At 65.2% G+C, this 15153-nt stretch carries 13 protein-coding genes; 6 read left to right on the top strand and 7 right to left on the bottom strand.

Features of this window, described 5'->3' with window-relative positions:
* Positions 1 to 212 (bottom strand): DUF4880 domain-containing protein (locus C100_RS49530; protein WP_152536456.1); only part of this gene is annotated, 212 nt, incomplete at its 3' end.
* Positions 148 to 747 carry an RNA polymerase sigma factor gene (locus tag C100_RS0124625; protein WP_052028267.1) on the bottom strand — a complete coding sequence of 200 codons (600 nt, stop codon included), beginning with the start codon at positions 745 to 747 and terminating at the stop codon, positions 148 to 150. The genes C100_RS49530 and C100_RS0124625, both read right to left, overlap by 65 nt.
* 752 nt (positions 748 to 1499) lie before the next feature.
* Between C100_RS0124625 and C100_RS35330 the strand changes: the two genes are divergently transcribed.
* Together C100_RS35330 and C100_RS35325 are read left to right on the top strand one after the other, a co-directional pair.
* Positions 1500 to 4541: a TonB-dependent receptor domain-containing protein gene (locus C100_RS35330; RefSeq protein ID WP_037530322.1), complete on the top strand. Its 3042-nt coding sequence runs from the start codon at positions 1500 to 1502 to the stop codon at positions 4539 to 4541.
* Positions 4541 to 6388 carry a gamma-glutamyltransferase family protein gene (locus tag C100_RS35325; protein ID WP_024019779.1) on the top strand — a complete coding sequence of 616 codons (1848 nt, stop codon included), beginning with the start codon at positions 4541 to 4543 and terminating at the stop codon, positions 6386 to 6388. Before C100_RS35330 ends, C100_RS35325 begins: the two co-directional genes overlap by 1 nt.
* 19 nt (positions 6389 to 6407) lie before the next feature.
* On the opposite strand, the gene C100_RS35320 is transcribed toward C100_RS35325, so the two are convergent.
* Entirely contained in the window at positions 6408 to 6869 is a 462-nt protein-coding gene (locus tag C100_RS35320) for an Lrp/AsnC family transcriptional regulator (RefSeq protein ID WP_024019778.1), read from the bottom strand.
* 126 nt (positions 6870 to 6995) lie between these two features.
* Here C100_RS35320 and C100_RS35315 point away from each other — a divergent pair, with 126 nt between their 5' ends.
* The 4 genes from C100_RS35315 (at position 6996) to C100_RS35300 (ending at position 11215) form a co-directional block, all read left to right on the top strand.
* Positions 6996 to 8066, top strand: coding sequence for a Leu/Phe/Val dehydrogenase (locus C100_RS35315; protein ID WP_024019777.1), 1071 nt, complete (start codon positions 6996 to 6998; stop codon positions 8064 to 8066).
* A gap of 266 nt (positions 8067 to 8332) precedes the next feature.
* Complete coding sequence (locus C100_RS35310) at positions 8333 to 9043, top strand: AcvB/VirJ family lysyl-phosphatidylglycerol hydrolase (protein ID WP_084625376.1); 711 nt, start codon at positions 8333 to 8335, stop codon at positions 9041 to 9043.
* 97 nt (positions 9044 to 9140) lie between these two features.
* Positions 9141 to 9827: a winged helix-turn-helix domain-containing protein gene (locus tag C100_RS35305; RefSeq protein WP_024019775.1), complete on the top strand. Its 687-nt coding sequence runs from the start codon at positions 9141 to 9143 to the stop codon at positions 9825 to 9827.
* Entirely contained in the window at positions 9824 to 11215 is a 1392-nt protein-coding gene (locus C100_RS35300) for a sensor histidine kinase (RefSeq protein ID WP_024019774.1), read from the top strand. The genes C100_RS35305 and C100_RS35300 overlap by 4 nt, the downstream gene beginning before the upstream one ends.
* Here C100_RS35300 and C100_RS35295 read toward each other — a convergent pair.
* The 4 genes from C100_RS35295 to C100_RS35280 all read right to left on the bottom strand — a co-directional run bounded on the left by C100_RS35295 (position 11212) and on the right by C100_RS35280 (position 15122).
* Entirely contained in the window at positions 11212 to 11625 is a 414-nt protein-coding gene (locus tag C100_RS35295) for a hypothetical protein (protein ID WP_024019773.1), read from the bottom strand. The genes C100_RS35300 and C100_RS35295 overlap by 4 nt on opposite strands.
* Before the next feature lie 29 nt (positions 11626 to 11654).
* Complete coding sequence (locus tag C100_RS35290) at positions 11655 to 13094, bottom strand: hypothetical protein (RefSeq protein WP_024019772.1); 1440 nt, start codon at positions 13092 to 13094, stop codon at positions 11655 to 11657.
* A 174-nt stretch (positions 13095 to 13268) separates the two neighbouring features.
* A complete protein-coding gene (locus tag C100_RS35285; protein WP_024019770.1) occupies positions 13269 to 13679 on the bottom strand; it encodes a hypothetical protein in 411 nt (136 codons plus the stop codon).
* A gap of 24 nt (positions 13680 to 13703) precedes the next feature.
* Complete coding sequence (locus C100_RS35280) at positions 13704 to 15122, bottom strand: DNA/RNA non-specific endonuclease (RefSeq protein ID WP_024019769.1); 1419 nt, start codon at positions 15120 to 15122, stop codon at positions 13704 to 13706.
* Between the last annotated feature and the right edge of the window lie 31 nt (positions 15123 to 15153).

Raw genomic sequence — 15153 nt, 5'->3', positions numbered from 1 at the left:
GGCTGCTGCTCCACCCGCCGATCCTCATGCGCAAGCGCCACCCGCGCGAGCGTCGCGCAGGCCATGGCATAAGCACCCATCCGCCGCGGATCGGCCGACACCCATTGATCGAACAGGGCACAGTCGTCCGGGGCCAATGCGCCCGCGTCAAGCCGGGCTGCCCACTGGACCGCCTGCTGCTCTATCTCCGCACTGCTTTCCCGGCCTGTCATAGGGCTCCGTATCCGAAGGTTCGACGTTAGACGCGGCAGCCCCGATTTTTCCGCCACGTCCGAAAATATTAATCAGGTGCCGAATGCCGCGCCCGACATGTTTTTCCACCGTGCTTTCCGACAGGCCCAGCGCCTGGGCCGTTTCCCGTTGCGAGAGGCCCTGCACCTTGCGCATGATGAAGACCTGTCGGCATTTTTCGGGCAACTGGGCGATGGCGTCGGCGACCCGGCGATATTCCTCCCGCTCCTCCGCCTGTACGTCTGGCGTCGGTTCATTGGTCTGGATGCTCAGTCGCTCCACCTCTGACAGGGATTCCATCGATACGACGGGTGCGCGGCGTAGTTCAGTGATGATGATGGAAAGCGCGGTGCGGAAGAAATAGGCGCGCGGATTTTCGATATGGTCGACCGCCGGCAGGGTGGCGAGCTTTGCGTAGGCTTCCTGCACGACATCGTCGATCAGGAAGCCGTGCTGGATACGGCCGGTCAGCCAGCGGCGTAGCGCGGGTTCATGCGGGCAGATATGCCGCGCCAACCAGATGGCCCTGCCGTCCCTAATCGCCCGCTCCTTTCCCGATCCGGTCTCTGGGCACAACGAAAGAGCAGCGGAAATCCGCAGTTTGGAACGCGGCACGGCAGAATGAAAAAAATGTGACGGTGCTATGGCGGATATTTGCCGGGCGACTGTCTTTCGAAATGGAGGCCGCGAAACGCCAAGGGGCGGCGCGGACCGGAGAGGATGCCAGGAACTCCTTTGGAAGGGAGAACCGAATGCGCATCGAAGCGCCGGCGGTGGGTGCCGGCACAGAGCCAATTATTGCGATGGGTAAGCGGCGCGGCTGACGCGCCGGGAAGGCCGTGCGCCCTGCGCATGGTCCTATTCAGGGGGAAATCAGCGGTATGAACGGCATCAAGACTTTGACCATAATCCTGGCCGGCGGCGTGAGCGCGTTCGCCTTCTCCACGGGCGTCGCACAGGCGCAACAGCGCATCTTCGACCTGCCGGAGGGTCGCGCAACCGATACGCTGCCCTCCTTCGCATTGCAGAGCGGCCTTCAGATCATCGCCCCGTCGGCCAAGCTGCGCAACAGCCGCACACCGCGCCTGGCGGGCAGCTATGACGTCCGTCAGGCGCTCAAGCGCATGATCCGCGGCACCGAATTGACCGTCGCGTCGGATCGCAACGATATCATCACGCTGCGTGACCGGCGCCTGAGCGCTGACAAGGGCGCAGGGGTGGCGGCGATGCGTCCGGTCGCCTTTGCGCAGGCGCAGATACCCGGCGCCATGTCCGACGCGCCGATGGCCGCCTTGCCCGCCGACGCGCCGATCGACAGCGGCGCGGAAATCGTCGTCGTGGGCACCCAGATCAAGGGCGCGAAAACCACCGGCGCGCTGCCGGTCAGCGTGGTCGGCCAGGAACAGGTCGATGCCGTCGCCGCCGTGTCGGGCGCGGACCTGTTCCGCTCCATCCCGCAACTGGGCGGCGTGACCTTCAACGAACAGGTGCTGGGCGGCGGATCGGGCAATGCGGCGCGCGGCGACGTATCGACGGTCAGCCTGCGCGGCCTGGGCCAGGGCAATACGCTGCTGCTCATCAACGGCCGCCGCACCGTGCTTCACCCGACGTCGCAGGCTATCACCGGCGTCGTCGACAGCGGCGTGCCGACCTTCGGCTTCAACGCCAATACCATCCCCGTCGGCGCGATCGAGCGGGTCGAGGTGCTGCGCGACGGCGCGGCCGCGCTCTATGGCTCGGACGCGGTGGCCGGCGTGGTCAACAATGTGCTCAAGTCCAACTTTACGGGCGCGACATTCGACGCGCAATATGGCGGCGCGGAGGGGACCAACCTGCGCGAATTCACGATCAACGGTCTGGTCGGGTTCAATTTCGGCGGCGGTCGGGGCAATATCTCGCTCTATGGCGGCTATGCGCAAAAATCGAAACTTTATCTCAGCGATCAGGACTATACCGCCAATCTGGATCGCCGCCCCTATGTCGTGGGCACCGCTTTCGAAGGCAATGCTTCGTTTAACGGCACATCGACCAGCACCCCCTGGGGCACGTTTCAGGCCAGCGGTTCGGGCGTCATCACGAGCAATGGCGCGGCGCTGACCAACGCCTCGCGCCAGTTCCACATCCAGCCGTCGACCAATCCGGGCTGCCAGGTGACGGCGACGACGCCGGGCATGTGCTGGGATGACGCCAGTGGCACCACCCAGATGGCCAATGTCGATTCCAACCTTCGCTATGACGCCAACCAGACCTTCCCGGACCTGACGACCCAGCCATCGGTCAAGCGCATCAACATCTTCAGCTTCATCAACTATGAACTGACGGACAATCTGGACTTTTTCGGCGAACTTGGATTCTATCGGGGCAAGACCGAAGCCTATATCGGCAGCGGCGGATCGCTGGGCAACATCCCGATCACGGTGGCGGCCGACGCCTATTGGAACCCGCTCGGCCCGACGCTGCTGGCAGACGGCTCAGTCAATCCCAACCGCCTGCCGGGGCTGACCGGCGTGCCCGACGAGGGGTTGCCGGTCACGATCCGCAGCATGAACTATGTCGATTCCGGCATGAAATCGGTCAACGTCACCAACTATCAATATCGCTTCCTGGGCGGCTTGCGCGGCAACTTTGGCAACTGGAACTGGGAATCGGCGGGGCTCTACACCTGGGCGACGGTCAAGGACAGGATGGACGGCACCTCCAGCACCCTGTTGCAGGCGGCGATCAACAAGACCACGCCCGACGCCTATAATCCCTTCAACGGCGGCTGCATCGACACGCCATCGGTCGGGGATTGCACCCCCAATGACGAGGCGGTCATCGACAGCTTCCGCATCCAGTCGACCCGCCGCAACAAGACCACGCTGGCCCTGTGGGATCTCAAGATTTCCAACGCCGATCTGCTTGGCCTGTGGGGCGGTAACAGCATCGGCATCGCGAGCGGCGTCGAATTCCGCCGTGAAACCTACAAGGATGACCGCGATCCACGGCAGGGCGGCATAGAGGGCGTCGATACCACCTATACCGACGCCGTGACCGGCATCTTCTATGGATCGGACCTGATGGGCGCGAGTCCCAGCCCGGATGTTTCGGGCAGCCGCAAGGTCTGGTCGGCCTATGCCGAACTCGCCGTCCCGCTGGTCAGCCCGGAAATGGGCATTCCGATGATCCGCTCCTTCGACATACAGCTGGCGGGCCGCTATGAAAGCTACAGCGACGTCGGCGATGTGGCCAAGCCCAAGATCGCGGCGAGCTGGGATTTGTTGCAGGGCTTCCGCCTGCGCGGCTCCTGGTCGCAGGGTTTCCGCGCGCCGAACCTGGAGGTGCTGAACACCGCCACGCTCGACCGCGTGAACGGCGGCACCGAATATATCCTTTGCGAAGCGGACCTGCGCGCGGGCCGCATCGGCAGCTTCTCCGAATGCGCCCGCAGCGTATCGGTGCTGCGCCGTTCGGGCGGCAACCCCGATCTGAAGCCGGAAGAATCGACCAGCTGGAACTTCGGCGCTGTGTTCCAGCCACCGCTGCCCGATGGCCTGGGCCAGGTGACCTTCACCGTCGATCGCTGGCGGATCAAGCAGAAGGGCGTCGTAGGGCTGCTCGACTATCAGAATGCGCTCAATCTCGACTATCTGCTGCGGGTGCAGGGCAGCAGCAATCCGGCGGTCGTCCGGCGTGATCCCACCGCCGACGACATCGCCCTCGTCGCGGGCACCGGCCTCGCGCCGGTGGGCGAACTGCTCTACGTCACCGCCCCATTCCAGAATCTGCTGCCGATCCAGGTGGACGGCATCGATTTCAACCTCGATTATAGGGTGAACACCGGTTCGTTCGGCAGCTTCGGCCTCAACGTCAACGCCGCCCGCCTCATCAAATATCAGGTCGATGCGCCGGCGGCCGTGCAGGCGGTGATCGATGGCCAGGCCGACGGCACGATCAACGCGGCCGTCCCCGTGTCGGGCGGCGGCGACGTAATCAACCGCGATGGCCAGCCGCGTTGGCGGATTTCGGGCAATTTGACCTGGGACTATGGTCCAGTGCGGATCGGCGCCTTCACCCAGTTCATATCCGACGTCTATCAGAATGGCGTGTTCGATGCCGAAGGCAACAATTTCGTGGTGAAGGGCCAGACCACGGTCAATCTTTATGCCACCTACAAGTTCGACCAGGGCATGATGAAGGGCACGGCGATCACGGTCGGCGCGCGCAACATATTCGACAAGAACCCGCCATTGGCTTCAAGCGGCTATTTGTCGAGCCTTTATCAGCCACAGGCGCGCTATTGGTACACCAGCATCAAGAAGAGTTTCTGATGAAAGAGGGCGATCCGGCCGCCTGGCTCAGCCGCCGCGCACTGATCGGCGGTGGGCTGGGCGCGGGGGCGTTGGCGGCGCTGCCCGGCGCAGCGATGGGGCAGTCGGGCGAACGCGCGCCCGACGCGCCGCGCACCGGGGCCGCCATCGTTCCCGCGCATCGAATAGAGGTGCCGATGCCGCATGGCGGCGTCGCCGCCGGCCATCCCCTTGCCGCCATGGCCGGGACGCGGATGCTGATGCGGGGCGGCAGTGCTGCGGATGCCGCCGTGGCCGCCATGGCGGTAATGAATGTCGTCGAACCCTGGGCGTCGAGCGCGGCGGGCAACGGGTTTGCCACCTGTCTCGACCGCAACACTGGCAGGGTGCATTCGCTGGCCTTCACCGGCGGCGCGCCGGGCTTGCTCGATCCGCAGGTCGACCCGGTGGAACTGGACAGCGGACACAAGGCTGTCGCCGTGCCGGGGGCCTTTGGCGGCTGGATCGCGCTGGCGCGGCGGTTCGGGCGGCTGCCGCTTTCAACCCTGCTGGAGCCGGCGATCGGCTATGCCCGCGACGGTCATCCCCTGGACCCCTCGATCGCTTTCTTCATCCGTCGCCAGCAGGCCGTGCTTGCCCGCTATCCGACCAGCGCGGCGATCTTCCTGCCCGGTGGCGCGCCGCCGAAGCCCCGCGCGCTGTTCCGCAACCTGCCGCTGGCGCGCACCTTCCAGTCGCTGGTCGATGCCGAAGCGCGCGCGCTGGCCGGGGGCGCCGATCGCGACCGGGCGCTGCAAACCGCCTATGATCATTTTTACGCCGGGCCGGTCGCGCAGGAGATGACGCGCTTTTCGCAAGCCAATGGCGGCTGGTTGCGGATGGCGGACATGGCGGCCTATCGCCCGCTCTGGGAAGATCCGGTGTCGACCCGCTATCGCGGTCTCGACGTCCATTGCAGTCCGTTGACGTCGCGAACGGGGCTGGAACTGTGCGAACAGCTCAACATCGTCGAGGGATGGGATCTGGCCGCGCTGCCCGCCGACGATCCGGCGCTGACGCATTTGCTGATCGAGGCGATAAAGGTCACCAAGGCGGACGTCTATCGCTATGCCGGCGACCCGCGCGTCGTGGAGGTGCCGGTGGCGCGGCTGTTGTCCAAGGATTTTGCCGCTCGGCGCCGCGCGCTGATCGACCGGGCGCGGGCGATCGCTTTCCCGGAAGGCGCGCAACTGGCCATGCAGCCGCGCCCGGCATTGCTGGCGATGGCCGACGAACTATCGCGGGGCGGCGACACGACCAGCCTGTCGGTGGTCGATGCGGAGGGCAATGCGATCGCCGTCACGACAACGGTGGGCGGCGGCTTTGGCACGTCGGTCGTGATGGGTGACACTGGCCTGCTCTGCAACAACGGGCTGCGGATCGGATCGACCGCGCCCTATGACGGCCACCCGAACAAGGTCGCACCGGGCAAGCGCGCATTGCTGGGCAATGGGCCCATCATCGTGCTGGACCAAGGCCGGCTCAAGCTGGTCTGCGGCACGCCGGGGGGCGAGACGATCGGGCAAACGGAGTTCCAGTTTCTGGTCAACATCATCGACCGCGCCATGCCGATCCAGGCCGCTATCGAGGCGCCGCGCTTTGCGCTTCATGCCAGCCCCAGTTTCTACAAGCCCGGCGCCGCGATTACCGTGCAGATGGAAAGCCGCTTTCCCGATCCGCTCATCGCGAGCCTTGCGACCATAGGGCACAAGGTGGAACGGGTCGGCCCTTATGCGATCGGCAGCATTCAAGGCGTGCTGGCCGAGCCGGGCGGCGACCGACTGGGCGGCGCCGATCCGCGCCGCATGGGCTATGCCGTGGGCTATTGAGGCCGGCGTGGGTGCGTGATCATATCGGCAGTTCGTTGGTCGATTTGATTTCGGACAGGGCAACGGTGGAATGAATTTCCTGGACACCCGGCAAGTTACTGAGCCGTTCGAAGAAAAAACGTTCATAGGCATCAATGTCCCGCGTGACGATGCGCAGCATGAAATCCATCGTGCCCATCAGGACATAGGCTTCGAGAACCTCGGGAAAAGCACCAATGGCGGCGCTGAAGTCTTCGAGATTGGCGCGACCATGGGCGTCGAGTTTCACTTGCGCGAAAATCTGCGCATTGAGGCCGATCTTTCGCCGGTCGAGCATGGCGACGCGCTTGCGGATCAATCCCTCCCGCTCAAGCCGGTCTATGCGACGCCAGCAAGGCGATGGCGTCAGCCCTACCTTCTCCGCGATCTGCGCCGTGGTCTGGCTGGCGTCGCGCTGCAATTCGCGGAGGATCTTCCGCTCGAAATGGTCAAGTTCGATCATAATGTCCTCGATATGCGATTATCGCGGACAAATCATCCCAATTTGCGAAAGCGGCCAGCCATATCGGGCAAGATTCTTCATTCGAAACCCTGCATAAGCCCTGACGATAGTTCAAAGGAGAAGATCATGGTCGCTCGCCCTGCCCGCATGAACCCGCCGATGCAGTCGGTGCGCCTGCTCGACCCCGAAACCGGGCTGGACGGCGTGATCGCAATTCATTCCACGGCGCTTGGTCCGGCGGCCGGCGGTTGTCGGTTCTGGCGCTATCCCGATGCCGATGCGGCGTTCGAGGATGCAGCCCGGCTGGCCGAGGGCATGAGCTACAAAAATGCGCTGGCGGGCCTGCCCTTTGGCGGCGGCAAGGCAGTGCTGCGCTATCCCGAAGGGGAGTTTGATCGCGGTGCGCTGTTCCGCGCCTTCGGCCGTGCGGTCGAGGGCTTGAATGGCCTGTATGTCACCGCCGAGGATGTCGGCACGAGCGTCGCTGACATGCAGGAAGTGGCGACCATGACCCGCCATGTCGCAGGGCTTGATCCGTCGGAAGACCAGGCTGGCGGCGACCCGTCGCCCTGGACCGCGGCGGGCGTGTTCGACGCGATGCGCACCGCCGCCCGGCTGACGCTGGGTGCGGAACTGTCCGACCTGACCGTTGCCGTCCAGGGCACGGGCAATGTCGGCGCCGGATTGTGCCGACGCCTGGCCGAGGCCGGCGCGCGGCTGGTAATCGCCGACATCGACCCGCGGCGGCGCGAGGCGCTGGGCGAATTGCTGGGCGCCACCATCGTGGATGTGGCGGACATTGCTGCGGCGGATGCCGACATCTTCGCGCCCTGCGCGCTGGGCGGCGCGCTCACCGCACACAGCGTTGCGGCGATGAAGGCGCGGCTGGTCTGCGGCGCGGCCAACAACCAGCTCGAAACGCCGGAGATCGCCCAGCAGCTTCTGAGCCGGGGCATCGCCTATGCGCCCGACTATGTCGTCAACGCCGGCGGCATCATCAGCGTTTCGGCCGAATATCTGGGCGAGGATCAGGCGAGCGTTCTGACGCGTGTCGGCCAGATCGGTCCTAGGATCGCCGAGATTTTGGAGCAGGCTCGACGCGAGAGTCGTTCTCCGGCCCTGGTCGCCGATGAAATGGCCGAACGGATCATTGCGGCCGCCGGTCCCAGCAGAGGCCTGAACGGGCAGGCTGCCTGAGCGCCCGGCGCGCTGCCAGCCGTCCTTTAGCCGACGACGAAGCGGTGGGCGCGCGCCCTGTTTGTCGCGCATGACAAAATCGTAATGATGCGCCCATGGGCCGGTTGGCTCGCCGCCCCTAGAAGCGGGGTCGGCCACCTGCATGGCCAAAGGAGTGAGAGGCGGCACGTCCCCCTGTCGTGCCGCCTCTCCGCATCGGCGGATAACAGGATGGCCAGGCCGATCATTTCCAGCGCACAAGGATACGCGCACCGCGCGGCGGTTCGATGACGAGATTTGCAGGGGTGATGGCGGCGGCGGCCGCTCTTCTTCTTTCACTATGGCATATCGGCTATATTGGCGGCGCTGATTTTGTCCGCGTACGGGTGAAAAACGCGAGCAAACCGGTCGGTCAGCATCTGGTGGCGCTCTATCTGTCGGGCGACATGGGGCCGGGCTGGGGGATGGACAGCGCGATTGCCGACCAGCTTGCCGCACGAGGCGTGCAGGTCGTGAGCGGGAACAGCCTGCATTTCTTCCGTATCCGGCGCACGCCCGAAGAAACCGGCGCGATGATCGTGCAGGGACTGCGCCGCGCTCTGACCCTTGATCCCGGCGCGCGTCTGCTGCTGATCGGCGAGTCCTTCGGCGCAGATGTGATCGCGCCCTCCCTTCCTTATGTGCCGGGCAGTCTTCGCCGTAGAATCGCTCTGGTCGCGTTGATCGGACCGGGTCTGACCCGCCAGTGGCGCGCTTCCCCCGCCGGCCTGCTGTCGCTTGGCGAACCACAAGAAGATGCCGTGACGGCGGCGCGACGGTTGAGTTGGACACCCGTGCTCTGCGTCCGGGCAGCGCGGGACACGGCCAGCCTTTGTCCTCTGCTTCGTCAGGCCAACGCCGTGACCATTTCCCATCCCGGCGACCATCTGCGCAGGGAGGATGCGATCGCGGTCAGCGCGGCGCTGATGAATGGCGTCGGTGCGATCCGCACGCCATGAGCGATGGGGGTCGCGCGGCACATGAGGGACTTGCCCTCGGGCGCGGAATGGCCAAGCTGGCCACCGGCAGCCGCAGCGGAAGAAGGCGATGACATCCATGAGCTACAAGATCCTGCTGATCGAGGATGACGCCACCACGGCGGACTATATCGCCAGGGGCCTTGAGGAAGAGGGCTTCACCGTCGACCGGGCCGATAATGGGCGGGACGGATTATTCCTGGCCACCGATGCAAGCCATGACGCCATCATCCTGGACAGGATGTTGCCGGCCATGGATGGCATGGCGGTGCTTGCCGCGATGCGCGCCGCGGGTATCGCCACGCCGGTCATCATCCTGTCGGCGCTGGCGAGTGCGGACGAGCGGGTGAAAGGACTGACTGGCGGGGCGGACGATTATCTGACCAAGCCCTTCGCCTTTGCCGAACTGCTCGCCCGGCTGCGCATCATTTTGCGGCGGACCATGGCGAGCCAGGCCCCTGAAACCCTGCTGTCCTGCGGCGACCTGGAGGTCGATCTGCTGTCGCGCAGGGTCAGGCGTGGCCGACGCAGCATCGACCTTCAGCCGCGCGAGTTCCGCCTGCTCGATTATCTGTTGCGGCACAGCGGTCAGGTGGTGACGCGGACAATGCTGCTCGAAGGCGTGTGGGACTATCATTTCGATCCCGGCACCAATGTCATCGACGTGCATATCAGCCGGTTGCGGCGGAAGATCGACGAAGAGGGCGAAGCGCCGCTGATCCATACCGTGCGGGGCGCGGGCTATCGGCTGAGCGAGGAGCCATGACGCCGTTGCGCTGGCGCCATTCGGTCATCTGGCGCTTCGCCGGGCTGGTTTTCCTGATGCAGATCGCCTGCGTCCTGCTCGCGCTTTGGGCAGTGCATCAGTTTACCAGCCGGTCAGTCGATCATGCCAATCGCGAAATCGCGGTCGCCCTGCGGGATGATATCGCGGCAACCTACGCCGCGGCCGGCATGACGGCGGCGGCGGCGACCGTGCGCCACCGGATCGCGACCGATCCGGAGGGAAGCGCGGTGCTGCTGCTGATGAGTCCCGATGGCCGCCGCGTCGCGGGCAATCTGGAACGCTGGCCGGACGGGATCGGACCGACCGAAAACTGGCGCAGGGGCGAACTGGCCCGCGCCGATCGACCCGGCCGCGAACCTCAACTGGTCGGCATGGTCAGCACGCATTTCCCCGACGGCACCCGCCTGCTCGTCGGTCATGTCGTGGAGGATGACCTGCGCGCCGCAGACTTCCTGGAAGCCGCGTTGCTGGGCGCGGTGCTGCTCGCCATCCCACTGGCGGCAGGCGCAGCCTGGCTGTCGGCGGCGATCATCCAACGACGTCTGCGCGCGGTGATCGATACAGCGGCGGCCGTCGGCACGGGCGACATGACTCGCCGGATCGCGCTGACGGACAGCGGCGACATGTTCGATGCGCTGGGCCAGGCAATCAATGCGATGCTGGACCGCATCACGGGGCTGGTGGGCGAATTGCGGCTGGTGACGGACGGGCTGGCGCATGACCTGCGATCGCCGCTCACCAGGTTGCGCGCGGTGCTGGACAATGCGCTGAACCACAGTCGCGACGATGCCGCGATCGACGCGGTCGAGCGGGCGCTGGAGGAGAGCGACGCGCTGATGCGGATGCTGGATGCGGCGCTCCTCATCAGCCGGGCCGAAGCCGGGATCGGCCGCGACAGCTTCGTGCCCGTCGATGTCGCCGCGCTGCTGCACGATTTCCAGGACATGTATGGCGCGCTTGCCGACGAGAGGAATGTGGAGATAGTGGTGGATGCAGCGCCAGGGCTCGCCATCCGATCGCATCGCGAGATCATCGGGCAGGTATTGTCCAACCTGATCGACAATGCATTGAAATATGGTGGGGATCGCATCCATCTGTCGGCGCGGCGGGAAGCGGGGATGGTCCGCGTCCGCGTCGCCGACAATGGGCCGGGTATTGCGGAGGAACGGCGGGTCGAGGCACTGCGGCGCTTTGCGCGGCTGGACGCCGCGCGCCATATCACTGGCGCGGGGTTGGGCCTATCCCTGGCCGCAGCGGTGGCGCGGCTGCACGACGGCGACATCAGCCTGGGCGATGCGAAGCCCGGCCTGCTGGTTACGTTGACGCTGCCGGCGGATTTAGATCCGATACGGCGGCACGGCGGCTAATGCCCGCCCTTCGCTTCGTTATACAGGCGTTGCACCGGTAGCTGGGCGCCCTGCACCTGATCCAGCACCAGATAGGCCAGAACCCGGCCGTCCCGCACATAGACCGCCAGCAGGCTGCCGTCCGGTAGGCGTTCGGGCGCGCTCTCGACGGTCCAGCCGGACGACGGCGGCGCGGACAGCCCGGCCAGAAAAGCCTGCGCCTGCTCGCGTGGCAACAGATAGACGCGCGCGTCGAGCGGCCCCCAACGCCGCTCCATCCGGTCGCGCGCCGTGTTGCTGGCACGGGTCAGCTTTGCGTTGATGCGATCGCCAAAAGGCAGTTCATCGCTGGCGACAAGCTGGGCCGGGACGGGGGGCAGATCCGGCTTTGGCGCATCGTCACACCCACCGACCGTCATCGCCGCCAGCATCCCGATCCAGCCAAGGCCCGACCGCCCGATCAGGGCTGCGCCGTTCGGGTGACGGACGCCAGCCGATCCTCAAAGGCGCTGGCGACCGCGTCACCCACGCCCAGTTCGCCGGTCCGGTCATTGACCGGCAGCGCGCCACGTTCCAGCCGGATGCCGGCGGCCGCGCCTTCATCGGCAATGGCGTTCTTGACCGCGATCTGCATCCATTCCTTTCCAACCGCTGCGCCACCAGCCACGACCCGGCCAGTCGGTCCGCCCAGCGAGGCGACCTTGTCCACCACAGTAAGCGCGGATTTCAGGATAGCGGTGACGGTCTCGCGCTGCTCGGCCACATCGGCGGACCGTGCCGTGGTTGCGGCATAGACGCCGCCCACGAAATAGCCGAGCGCCCCGGCATTGGCGCGACGTTCCTGGTCGGTGCCGGACACGATTTCGACCTGATCGAGATAATCGACCGGATTTTCCGTGGCGTTGTTCCCGACCTGTAGCCGACCCATCTGCTGGCCCAGTGCCTTTTCGCGGCCCTGATTCAGCATTTCCTTGGCATAAGCGGCAAAGCTGGAGCCATCCATGGTCTGCTGGTTATAAGTGAGTTCGCGCATGACGCCGGTCGTGTCGCTGTCAATGATGGCGGTGAGGCCGTCGGTCATCTGGCGCAGCGTGTCGTCCTTGCCCACCACGGTCAGGCCGCCGATGACATTATTGGTGTCGCGCACCTCGCGCAGGGTCTGGACGCCGGCGTCGAAAATCTGCGCCTTGAGATCGGGATTGTTGCTGCTGGCGGCAGCGCCCATGATCGCTTCGAAACTGTCGGCGTTCCAGCTGATCGAATTGCTGGCCCCGGCCATGCTGGCGACCGTCATGAGCTGACCGTCGACGGCGGAGGTCAGCACATCGGACAGCTTGTCGCCGATGGCGTTGAACCCGGCCTCGGCATAGCTGCCGCGCAGCGATCCGAGCACATCGCCGACCGCCGTCGCCTCCCCATCCTGAAGCTGGCTGCTGGAATAGCCTAAACCATAATTGGACTGGGTCGCATCATCGACGCCCGCCTTCATCGCGGCGATATAGTCGACCTTGGTCTGGGGCGCGGCATGGGTGGCGACCGCCTGGCCCAGTTCAGTCACGGGATCAAAGCCGCCATTGTCGCAATCGGCGAAGGCGTCGCTCATGGCGGCGAGGCTGTCACCATCCAGCTTACCCGCCATGTCGGCAAAAAAGGCGCGGCGCTCATCGCCCGAAAGGCCGCCATTGCCGAACCAGTCACCGTCCATGACTTCATGAGCGACACGGTCGAGATCGCCCGACTGCGCCAGCCGATCGACCACCTGGTCGGCCTGATCGGCCGGAAGCGCCGTCAGCGTGTTGACGACGTCATGGGTTTCGTCATTGGTGACGGTGTTGAACCAGCCCGACGTGTCGAGCTTGTCATGAATGTTGTTGACGGCATCGCCGACGGGGTCGGTCATGGCGGGTGCTCCCTTGGTTGCGCGACGTGGTTGCCGTTGTGGCGCAAGGCAGGAAAAAAGGGGCTCGCCGTTCCGATTAGATGGGCTAGTCGATCCGATTAGGGCGATCTTCGGCAGGCTGGAGGCGCGCATCCGCGACATGCAGCGGCATGGTGGTCAGAGCGTCCCCGCGGATCAACCGACCCGGTCGTTCTGATACCAGTTGAGGTAATTTTCCAGCCGCTTGGCCTTATCCGCATCCCATTGGCCACGCGCACGCCTGGGTTCGTCATGGCTGAAGCGGAAGCGGAAGCGGCCGTCGGATTCGACAGTGAGATCGAAGCCGGTAATCTGATCGCCGGCATCGTCACGGCGCTGCCGATAGAGGGCGACCATCGCATCCTGGCCGGACATATCGATGGAAAAAGGCACCTTCACCGGCTGGCCCGCCGCGCCGGGGGCGACGGCAAAGCTGACCGTGCTCAGCGAATAGCCGTCTTCGCCTTCATCAATTTCGGCATCGACGAAAATCTGGTCCCAACGATTGGCGCCGGCGCAACCGACCACCATTTTGACCACTTCAACCTGCGCCGCGGTGAAGTCCATAAGTCGATCCCTGATTGTTGACGTCTATTTGTTGATGAACGTCTGTTGCACCCAGTCGCCATCATTCACCCGGTAGTGCGCGACGAAGCGATCGGGCCGCGAGGTCGCGTTAGCAGGATCATATTGCATCTCTATGCGGGCATCAACTCGGTTGTCCGCGGATAGCTCCGCCAGCATATTTTCGAAACGCTTATATGGTCCCTGGTTGAGATTGGGGGCGTTGTCGCCGATCGGCCTGCCATTGCCCGGAACGACGTTCAGGCGATTGGTCTGCCCACCGAAACGATCCGCGAAAATATGGAAGCCGACGTCGGTCGGTCGGCCTTCCCGGCCGATCTGCGCCTGAAGGTCATTGTCGTTGCGACCGGCGGGGCTGACCTCGATCCGGCCCTGCGCCTCGGTCACGCGGCCATGGGCGTCCGTGCGGTAGGAGAAATTGCCGTAGCTGTAGCTGCTGTTAGGCGCAGGGTTATTGGCCACGCGGTTGAATTCGTCGGCATTGTCGAACCGGCGGACCGGGATGTCATCGACCGCGCCCGCCAGATCGTCCGCCTGGCGCGCGACATCATCGCCATGCCGCACGACCTGCTCGGCGACTTCCGTGCCGGCATCAAGCGCCTTTTCACCGCCGCGCAATGCGCCCTTGGCAGCGTCGCCAATGCCCGGCACCCAGCCCAGCGCGGCGAGGCCCAGATTGCCCCACGCGCCATCTTCGCCCTGGATTACGCCGCCGATGGCGGCGACCGTGTCGCGCGCGTCGCCAATCTGCCCCACGACCGGAATGAAGCCGCCAATGACCTGCCCGGCCGTTGCGGACCAGCTATCATTGTCGGCGAAGTCGCCCTTCACCATACCTTCGAAGAAGGAGCCGATCCCCTCCTCCGCCGGCTGTTCGCCGGCCGGAGCGTTACCGGACTGCGCGCCCGCATCGGCTTCTATGACGATCGGGTCAAGCACCGTAACCTGCGACGGCGGCGTCAACTGCGCCTCGATTTCGGCGGTGATGGCGGCGGGGTCCGTCGTCCCCAGCCGCGCGGCCGTGGCGTCCCAGGCTTCCTTATAGCCCGATCCCACAGGCTGCGACCCCCAGGTCGAGGCGGCCGGCGCGTCAGGGAAGTCGCCCACGGCGAACGCCTCGCCCTCAATCGATACGCCATAGGCCGGGTCGGCCGCGACATTATCGTTCGCGACCTGCATCGCAGCGCTGAACTGGCCGCGTTCGACCGGCGTCATCTGCGCTTCGAGCGCGGCCGTCAGGTCAGCCTGGGCCTGCGGGTCGTTGGCGGTGCGCGCCTGGACATCGGCAGCCAGGGCGGTTGTATCGAGGGTGCCAGCGGTGCGATTGTCGCTCACCATGCCGGCCGCAACATCTGTCGATGTGGACGCGCTCGAACCGATGCCAGCCGAGTCCTGGCCAATGCTGTCTGCAGCTTCCGTACCCATGATTACACCCTCGATACCTCTGGGGAGACAG

Origin of the sequence: Sphingobium sp. C100 (genome assembly GCF_000508185.1) — a bacterium.
Classification (GTDB): domain Bacteria; phylum Pseudomonadota; class Alphaproteobacteria; order Sphingomonadales; family Sphingomonadaceae; genus Sphingobium.
Note: the sequence above shows the minus strand (reverse complement) of the source record. Positions and strands in the feature narration are given on the sequence as shown.